At 72.3% G+C, this 7,355-nt stretch carries 7 protein-coding genes and 1 pseudogene; 5 read left to right on the top strand and 3 right to left on the bottom strand.

The window, feature by feature from the left end; all coding sequences use genetic code 11:
• A pseudogene (locus JWQ05_RS04485) lies at positions 1–500 on the bottom strand (hypothetical protein); the annotation flags it as partial.
• A 152-nt stretch (positions 501–652) separates the two neighbouring features.
• On the opposite strand from JWQ05_RS04485, the gene JWQ05_RS04480 reads away from it, so the two are divergent.
• Complete coding sequence (locus JWQ05_RS04480) at positions 653–1,951, top strand: c-type cytochrome (RefSeq protein ID WP_299655107.1); 1,299 nt, start codon at positions 653–655, stop codon at positions 1,949–1,951.
• A gap of 13 nt (positions 1,952–1,964) precedes the next feature.
• Here JWQ05_RS04480 and JWQ05_RS04475 read toward each other — a convergent pair whose 3' ends face one another.
• Positions 1,965–2,471 carry a GNAT family N-acetyltransferase gene (locus JWQ05_RS04475; RefSeq protein WP_299655102.1) on the bottom strand — a complete coding sequence of 169 codons (507 nt, stop codon included), beginning with the start codon at positions 2,469–2,471 and terminating at the stop codon, positions 1,965–1,967.
• Positions 2,472–2,477: 6 nt separating this feature from the next.
• Positions 2,478–4,475 (bottom strand): 4Fe-4S binding protein, encoded by a 1,998-nt coding sequence (locus JWQ05_RS04470; RefSeq protein WP_299655110.1) that lies wholly within the window; start codon positions 4,473–4,475, stop codon positions 2,478–2,480.
• A 287-nt stretch (positions 4,476–4,762) separates the two neighbouring features.
• Between JWQ05_RS04470 and JWQ05_RS04465 the strand changes: the two genes are divergently transcribed.
• The 4 genes from JWQ05_RS04465 to JWQ05_RS04450 all read left to right on the top strand — a co-directional run.
• On the top strand, positions 4,763–5,506 hold the full coding sequence (locus JWQ05_RS04465) for a biotin/lipoate--protein ligase family protein (protein ID WP_299655099.1): 744 nt from the start codon (positions 4,763–4,765) through the stop codon (positions 5,504–5,506).
• On the top strand, positions 5,503–6,072 hold the full coding sequence (locus JWQ05_RS04460) for a DUF6505 family protein (protein ID WP_299655096.1): 570 nt from the start codon (positions 5,503–5,505) through the stop codon (positions 6,070–6,072). Before JWQ05_RS04465 ends, JWQ05_RS04460 begins: the two co-directional genes overlap by 4 nt.
• Before the next feature lie 35 nt (positions 6,073–6,107).
• On the top strand, positions 6,108–7,118 hold the full coding sequence (locus tag JWQ05_RS04455) for a DUF6352 family protein (RefSeq protein ID WP_299655093.1): 1,011 nt from the start codon (positions 6,108–6,110) through the stop codon (positions 7,116–7,118).
• Positions 7,119–7,168: 50 nt separating this feature from the next.
• Positions 7,169–7,355: DUF3305 domain-containing protein (locus JWQ05_RS04450; protein WP_299655090.1), on the top strand; the 187-nt coding region annotated here is incomplete at its 3' end.

Below are 7,355 nucleotides of genomic sequence, written 5' to 3'. Positions count from 1 at the left end.
TCCAGTGCGAGACGATGAAGCGGCGAGATCCGCGCACCGGCGGCGATCAGGCAGGCCCCGTGTGCGATCTCTTCGCCCGCCGCACGCACGCCGTCATGGGACGGCGCGTCCGCGACCACGGCCCTCCCCTCCAAAGCCTCGGACGGCAGGACGACATCGGTGCCGTCCGGCATCGGCGCACCGGATTCGACCCAGGCCAGGGGGCGCGTCAGCAGGATCGGTGCATAGGGCGTGGCGCCGAAGATGTCGTCCGCCCGGGCCGCCCAGCCATCGCGCAGGGCGGAAGCATGAAGTGGGCTGTCGCGCTCGGCACGGATGTCGCTGCCGGCGATCCGGCCGATGGCGTCCGGCACGGCGATCGAATGCACGGGCACCGGCGCGACGCGCCCGGTCAGCAGGCCAACGGCCTCGGCCAGCGGCATCAGCGCGGCTGACGCCAGGCGTCCCGGCCTGTTGGCCGTCTCGTGCGTCTCGGCCGCGCTGCGGGCAGGAGCGATCATGCACGGAGCGATGCGCCATCGCCGGGCGATGATCAAGCACCTGAGCGGCCGCGTCACCGGGTCTCGTCCCGGGCCGGGCGACAGGCCGGCCTAGGATCGACTAGCCTGCCGCCTGCCCGGGACCATCCCGGGTGAAGCTTCGAGGACGACCGATGGCCGCAAGGCGATGGACGCCGATCGTCAGCGTTCTGGCCTTTTTGGGGCTCGCGGGCGCGGCCGAGGCGCAGATGCGGGGGCATGGCGGGCCGGTCCGGGCGCTCGCCGTGGCGCCGAGCGGGGGCCTCGCGATCTCCGGCGGTTTCGATCAGGCGGCGATCCTGTGGGCCATCGAGTCCGGTACGGCTCTCACCGTGCTGCGCTTCCACGACGGGGCCGTGAACGCGGTCGCGGCGCTCGCCGATGGCGGCTTCGTGACCGCCTCCGAGGACGGCCGCATCGCCCTGTGGCGCGCGGGCCGGCCCGAACCGGAGCGGGTCTACGCCGAGCATGGCGGGCCGGTCTCCGCCCTGGCGGTGTCGCCGGATGGTTCCTCGCTTGCCTCGGCCTCCTGGGACGGGACCGTGCGGGTTCGCCCCCTGGCGGGTGGACCGGCCCGGATGCTCGAAGGCCATCAGGACAACGTCAACGCCGTGGCGTTCCTGCCGGATGGCCGCCCGGTCAGCGCCGGCTATGACGCCACCGTGCGGATCTGGCCGTTGCCCGACGACGCGAAGGGCGCGCCCATCGTGCGCACGCTGCCCTCCGTCCTCAACGCCCTCGCGGTCACGTCGGACGGCGAGATCGCGGCGGCCGGCGGCGACGCGTTCGTGCGCCTGCTGCACCCCGACGGCACCTTGCGCGCGAGTGTCGATGTCGGGCCGAACCCGGTGATCGCCCTGGCGCCCTCCCCCGACGGGACGCGCATCGCCGCCGCCACCGCCGGCGGCGCCGTCGTGGTGATCGACCGCGCGGATGCCAAGGTTTTGCATCGTCTGGTCGGCCCTGGCCTCCCGGTCTGGTCGGTGGCGTGGCGGCCGGACGGGCGCGAACTCCTGACGGGCGGAAGCGACCGGCTGATCCGGCGCTGGGACGCGCGGACCGGCGAGCCCATCGGTCCCGTGGCGATGCCGCGCCCGGCCGATGCGCTCGCGGCCTATCACGGGGATCGCGGCGCGGAGGTGTTTCGCGCCTGCGTCGCCTGCCACGCCCTGCGGCCGGAGGACGGTCCGCGCGCCGGCCCGACGCTCGCCGGCATCATCGGGCGGCGCATCGCCACGGCTTCCGATTACCGCTACTCGGAAGCCTTGAAGCGCATGGACATCGTCTGGGACGCGCGCACCATCGCGCAGCTGTTCGAGGTCGGGCCGGCCCGCTACACCCCCGGCACCCGGATGCCGGAACAGACCATCACCAGCGCGGACGACCGCGAGGCCCTGGTGCGGTTCCTGGAACGCGCCACGGCCTCGCATTGAGGCCGGGCCAGCCTCAGAGCGGCAGGACCATGTAGCGGGCGTCCGGCCCGTAACTCGCGACCTTGGCCGCCGCAGCCTCGGACGTCGGCCGGACCGCGAAGCCGCGGGCCTGCCAGAACGCGGCGGACCCGTTCACGGCTACGAGTGCGATCGCCGTGTGTCCGGCGTCGCGCGCGCGCTCGACCAGCAGCGCCAACCCGGCCCGGGCATGACCGGCGCCGGACAGATCCGGACGCACGCCGAGATCGTGCAGGTAGATCGCGGTCCCCGGATCCCGAAGCACCGCGACGGGCTGGTTCAGGGGCGGCACGAGGTCCAGCGGCCAGGGATAGGCGACGGCGTAACCGCCGAGCGCGTCCGCCTCATCGGCCAGGACGAGGCAGAGGTCGCCGCCGCGCGCCTGCCGTTCGGCGAAGCGCGGGGCATCCTCCGGATGATCGGGAAACAGCGCGTCGGCGAGGCGCACGACCCGGCCGAGATCGCACAGCTCCATGCTGCGCCACGCCCATGCGCCGGGCATCGGGATTCAGATCGCCTCGCCGCGCTCCGCGCGCTCGCGCAGGTAATCCTCGGTGGTGCGCGGCTTGTCGCGCGCCGCACCCGCATGCGGGTCGAAGCCCTGGTTGACCGCGACCTCGACCCGGCAATTCTCGCACATCATCAGGGCCTGGACCCGGGCCTCGCCGGACGGGCCGGAGAACATCCAGTGCCGGTCGCGGAGCTTCTCGACCACGCGCTCGATGCTGCTGCGGGTGCCGAAGGGCTTGGCGCAGGCGGTGCAGGCGAAGGGCTCCTCCTCCTTCACCACCCGGCGCGGCGCCTTCCAGGCCTCGAAATCGACGCCCGGTATCAGGTCGATCACGTTCTCGGGGCAGGTGTTGGCGCAGAGCCCGCACTGGACGCAGAGACTTTCCTCGAAGCCGAGGAACGGGCGCTCCGCGCTGTCCGTCAGCGCATGGGTCGGGCAGGCCCCGACACAGGCGAGGCAGAGCGTGCAATCCTCGGTGCGGAAGTTCAACCCGCCAAAGGGCGCGCCGGCCGCGAGGGCGATGCGCGGCGTCGGGCTGGGCGCGGCCGCGTGCATCTCGTTGAAGGCAAAGCGCAGCACCTCCCGCTTGCCGCCCACCGGCATGAAGCGGGCGGGCTCGGTGGCGGGCGTTCCGGGCGCGAATTCGGCAAGCGCGGCACTCAGGGCGTCTGGATCGTCGGTCTCGATGATCGCGACGACGGGGGAGCCTGCGGGGCCGCCGTAACCGAGCCCCCGCGCCAGGGTGTCGCCGAGGCCCACGACACGGCGCAGGCTTTCGAGGTCGTGCTTCGGCCGGGCGCGGGCGAGGATGCGCACACCGACGGCGCCGTAGGCGAAGAGTGCCGCGAAGGTTTCGGGCCCGAGTTGCGTCACCTCGTTGACGCGCACCGGCAGGACGGCCGCCGGCAATCCTTCGCCGTGGCGAGCCAGCGCGTCGATCAGCGGCTCGCCGTGTTCGCCGTCATGGAACAGGATCGTCGCGGCCTCGCCGCCCGCCGCGCGATAGCTCAGCATCAGCGTGCGCAGTCGGCGCATTAGGGCATCGGCCGGCGGCAGCGCGTAGGCGGCGGCCCCCGTCGGGCAAACCGAGGCGCAGTTGCCGCAGCCGGCGCAGATGTAGGGGTCGATCGCGACTGTATCGCCGGCCGGCGTGATCGCGCCGGTTGGGCAGACATCGAGGCAGCGGGTGCAGCCGGTGATGCGCGAGCGGGAATGCGCGCAGAGATCGGCATGGAAATCGACGAAGCGCGTCTTGTCGAAGGTCCCGACGAGGTGGGACGCCTGCGCGATGACGCGCTCGACGGCGGCTGGATCGCGCGGGTCGGCGCGCAGGTAGCCGAGGCGGACGTCGTGCGCCGGAAACAGCGCGCTGCCGCCGGTGAGGTCGAGAACGATGTCGCAGGTGGAGGTGGCGCCGTTGCGGCCGGGGCCGAATTCGAGCTGCGCGCGGGAGGATGGCGACGCGAGGGCGTAGTCGTCGATGCGCAGGTCGAACGCCCCGAGCCGCCCCGTGGCGCCTGCGATCGTTCCCTTCACCACCGGAAAGTCGTTGCGCTGGGGCGGCTCCACGGCCTCGGGCCGGGTCAGCAGCACGGTGACGTCGAGGTGCTCGGCGAGGCGCCGCCCGGCCTCGATGGCCGTCGCGTCACGGCCGTAGATCAGCGCCACGCCGGCGCTCTCGATCGCCACCGTGGCGGCATCGGGCAGCGGCTCGGCGCAGGCGGCGAGCAGGGCCGCCATCTTCGGGCCGGCGGTGCGGGCCTGCGACGACCATCCGGCGGTCTCGCGGATCTTGGCGTAGGACACCCGGTCCTCGGCGCCGAGTTCGGCCGCGACCTCGTCGAAGAGCGGCGCCTGCAGGGTGCAGGAGACGGTGACCGGAACGCCCGTACCGAGCGCAGCGCGAAAGCGGTCGAGCTCGCGCCCGCAGAGCTGGTCGGCCAGCGTCAGGCGTCCCGCGCAGCCGCGCCCGATCGCATCGGCATCGAGCGGCATCGTCTTCTCGCAGGTGCAGGCGAACACGATACGGTCGGACACGAGCAAAACCTTGAAGGCTGTGGAGGTTGGATCGCGCCGGGGACAGGGGCCGCTGGCGGGGTCCGTCGTATCTTATATACTCGAAGCGTTCAAAACTGCGATCCGGCGGAGGCGCGCAGCGGCACCGCGTCCCGCTCGGGTCTGACCGGGCAGGCTCTCGCGCCGCCGATCTTGCCGCGCCGCCCTGCCCTTGCGGCCGCCCTTCGCGTGGGACATGTGCGGGGGCAAGCCATGACGACCGGACCATGACATCCATCACAGCCGAGTCCGAACCCCTGACGCCTGTCCTGCCGCCCGCTTTCATGGGCCGCGTGCTCGCGCCGCCCGCCGACGCCTTCGCCGAAGCGATCGGGATCGCGCGGCGCGACGGATCGGAGGCGGCCGGCACGTTGGTGCTGGTCGACCGCGCGGATGTGCTCGACGTCGCCGTGGTGCTCGCACCCGACGAGCCCCTCGATACGGCGCGCCGCGCCTTCCTGGCCGGGATGGTGGCGCTGGCCGATGCCGTCGGCGCGCACGGACCGCCGGAGATGCCCCTGACCTTCGTCTGGCCGGACGTCCTGGTCTTCGACGGCGCGCGCCTGGGCGGCGGGCGCCTCGCCTGGCCGGAGGGGTGCCCGGATGCGGAGGTGCCGGACTGGCTGGTCTTCTCCTTCATGCTGATCGTCTCGAAGGCGGCCGCCGGCGATCCCGGCCTCACGCCGGGATCGACCGCCCTCGACGAGGAGGGCTTTCCGCCAGGGATCCGGACACACCTCGTCGAGAGCTTCGCCCGCAACCTGATCCGCGCCTTCGACGGATGGGCGGAGGTCGGTTTCAAGGACGTCGCCGGCCGCTACCTCGCGCATCTGCCGACCCCGCCCGGGGTCTCAGTCACGATCGACACCAAGGGCGACGTGATTCTGGGCGAGGCCGAGCGTTGGCCGCTCGCGGCGCTGCTGCGCGAGGCCGCGTGGCTCGACCCCGGGACCGGGACGGTGCGGTTGTGAGCGCGCTGCGGCTGCCGCGCACCCTGCGCCTCGATCCCTCCGACACCTTCGTCTTCGCGCAGCCGGCGGAGCCCGGCGAGTGGGCGGTCACCGGCTCCTTCCTGTTCTGGGACCAGGATCTCACGACCCTCGAGGGCAAGGCACGCGCAGCCTTCCGGTCCGGCTTCGTCGGCGTCGGCTCGCTCGGTTTCTCCACCCTCGTGGTGGTCAGCGAGGCGAACGAATCCGAGCGGGATTCCGCCGTCGAGGATCTGGCCCGGCACATTCACGAGCGCCTCGGCGCCCCGGACCGGGAGACAGCGCGGGCGGCAGCGCGCGAGGAGGTCGATTTCGCCGCCTCCCTCTGCAACCTGCCCATCGGGAGCGTGGTGGCGATGCACCGCACCGTGACAGACGGCGAGATCTCCGAAGCCTTCCGCACCCTGCATCAGCGCGGCGCCGGCCTGCCCGGGGCCGACCGGCTGCACGCCCATGCCCGCGCCTTTCACTTCGTGGAGACCGACGAGGCGGAGCCCGAGGAGCGGGCGGACCTCATCGGCCTCGCCAGAACGCCATCCGGACCCTGAACCATGCACAAGCCCAAGCCGCGGAGTTCGGCGCCATGACCGAGTTCTGGGTCTCCAGCGGCCACCACCTGACCCAGCGCACCGGGGGCGGCGGCCTTGCGGTCACCGACGAGCTGATCCTCGCCTATCTGGCGCGGCCCGAACTCGCGCCGCCGGAGGACGCCTGCGCGGCCGAGCGCGGGCTCTACGCCGACCTGCTGGCTCAACCGCGCCGCACCGTTCCACCGGGGGCGATCGCCGCCATCGCCGATGCCGATGCACGCGAGAACTGGGAGGTGCTGCTGGCCTTCCGCGACCGCCTGCTCGCCGCCCGCTCCATCGAGGCGGCCTATCTCGGGCTGGTGCGTGGGGGCCTGCAGGGGACGCCCTCGCTGTTCCTGAACCAGCTCGTCCACCTCATCCTGCGCAACGCCCTGGACGGGTGCGACGACCCCTTCGTGCTGCGGGCCGCCGAACTGTTCTTCCGGCCGCAGCGGGTCAGCCGTCTCGACGGGGCGGTTCTCCTGGCGGATGCGGAGGTGATCGAGGCGCGCGAAGGGAGCGCACCCCTGTCGCCCCTCGTGGCGATGCTCGGCAAGGAAGCGGCCAACGAACTCGACATCCTCAACGCGGAGAATGCCTGGAGCTACTGGAGCCGCTCGGACGCCTTCTCGATGGCGCTGAACCTCGGCTCCAGCGCGCAGAGCCGGGAGGGCTTGGCGCGCGTGATCGAGGCCTTCGTCGGACATCTCCTCAACGTTTCGGTGCGCGTCGAGCCCCTGGATCGGCTGGAGGAGACCGATTGGCGCTGGTTCGTCGGTCTCGACGCCGAGGCGACCCGGATCGGCAACGCCCTCTGGCGCGGCGAGCATGTGGAGGACGCCGATCAGGCGCGGGTGATCGCGATCTACCGCCTCACCTTCGCGGAGACGACCTTCGTGGACGAAGCCGTCGGCGACAGGCCCGTCTACCTGCTGCTCGCTGGAACGCCCGGCAATCTGGTCACGATGAAGCCGCAGAACCTGATCGCCGGGCTTCCCCTGACGGGCGTTCCATCAGGCTCCTGAGACCCGAACGGCGCAGCGGCGCGTTGGCGCATCACAGGAAGGACGAGGCGATGCCGGAGAACCACTTCGAGGTCGGCGTGCTGGTGGCCCGGCGCCGACTGCGCGGACCCTGGGCGAGCCATGCCTGGTTGCCGGTGGCGTCCCTGCCGGCGGCACCGCCCGTGGCGAACTGGACGAAGCTGTCGGAGACCGAGGAGGAAGCGGTGTTCTATTCCGGCGCCTACGACGTGCTGCTCC

The sequence above is a fragment of the Methylobacterium sp. genome, from assembly GCF_028290105.1.
Taxonomy (GTDB): Bacteria; Pseudomonadota; Alphaproteobacteria; order Rhizobiales; family Beijerinckiaceae; genus Methylobacterium.
The sequence above is the reverse complement of the archived record's forward strand: the minus strand, read 5'-3'. Positions and strand labels throughout refer to the sequence as shown.